Source organism: Frankia sp. CcWB2, assembly GCF_977927585.1.
Window position 1 is genome coordinate 8,537 of the sequence record NZ_CDWRCM010000175.1, and the last position, 1,361, is coordinate 9,897.

Here is a 1,361-nt window from a genome sequence, read left to right on the forward strand (position 1 = left end):
CGGCGACGGCGGGCACGGCGACCGCGGCGAGCAGCACCGCGGTGTGCAGCGATCCGGCCGCCCGGCCGTCCCGGTAGAGCCGGTTCTCCAGCCGGGACGCGGCCCGCCCGAACCCGGCGACCGGATGCAGCCGCGCCGGGTCGGCGAGCAGCCCGTCCAGCACGGCGCCGAGGACCAGACCGAGCGCGCGCACCGCGCGGGAAGGGACCATGGCACGGGAAGGGACCATGGCTCAGACGCTCATCGCGTAAGCGACGACCCCGCGCCGGACGGCGTCCATCGCCGCCCGGGCGGTCCGGCGCACCCGCGCGCCGTCCGGCGCACCCGGCGCACCCGGGTCCGGCTGCACCATCGGGGCGACCTGCGCGATCTGGTCAAGGATGTCGATGAGCTGGCGCATCCACCGGACGAAGTCGCCGGCGGTCAGTTCCACGGAGCTGTCGGTCAGCACCCGTTCCAACGCGCGGCCCGCGGCCCAGTCGTGCGCGACGGCGACGAATCCGAGCTCGGGCGGGCGCAGGAACGCGAGCCGGTGGGCCTGCTCGGCCTCGGCGAGCCGCTCCGACAGCCGGACCATCTCAGCGAGGCAGTCGCGCAGCGCCGGGACGCCGGCGTCGTCGCCGCGCGGCTCGAACACCAGCGTGGACACGGCGGCGGCCAGCGCCGGCGGGGTGAGATCGTCCCAGATGCCGGCGCGCAGGCATTCGGCGACGAGCAGGTCCTGCTCCGAGTAGATGCGCGCGAGCACCCGCCCGGCGGCGGTGACGCTGTCCCCGTCCAGGTAGCCGAGGTCCTCGAGCGCGGCACGGACCCGGTCGAACGTCTTCGCGACCGTGTTCGTCCGGCCCTCCACCTTCCGCGAGATCGCGGCGGTCTCCTTGACCAGCCGGTTGACCTGCTCGGCGGAACGCAGGTGCTCCTCGCGGCGCGGGCAGTCGTGCACCGGATGGGCGCGCAGGGCCCGACGCAGCCGGGCGAGCTCGGCGTCGTCCGCCGCGGCCGAACGGACCCTGGCCCGCCGGCCCGGAGGGGCATCGGGGTTAACGTCGGCGGCGCGCAGGGAGGAGGCCAGATCCCGGCGCGACTGCGGCGAGCGCGGGTTGAACGACCGCGGCACCCGGACCCGGCCGAGCGGTTCGACGGCGACCGGGAAGTCAGTCAGGGACAGCCTGCGGACCTGCCTGTCCGCGGTGAGCACCACCGGCCGCGGGCCGTCGGCGGCGCTCGCGGCGGCGTCGGCGTCGAGCACGACGGCGAGCCCGCTGCGCCGCCCGGCGGGCACCCGCACGATGTCCCCGGTCCGCAGCCGGGCGAGCGCCGCCGCGGATTCGGCCCGCCGGCGCGCGGAACCCTCCCGCGAC

General features: G+C 76.9%; 1 protein-coding gene and 1 pseudogene. Both read right to left on the reverse strand.

All coding sequences use genetic code 11. The features are described from left to right. Positions 1-229 (reverse strand): cobalamin biosynthesis protein (locus ACY45C_RS16715; RefSeq protein WP_462188504.1); only part of this gene is annotated, 229 nt, incomplete at its 3' end. Between the two features lie 3 nt (positions 230-232). Further along, positions 233-1,361, reverse strand: a pseudogene (locus ACY45C_RS16720) (DEAD/DEAH box helicase); the annotation flags it as partial.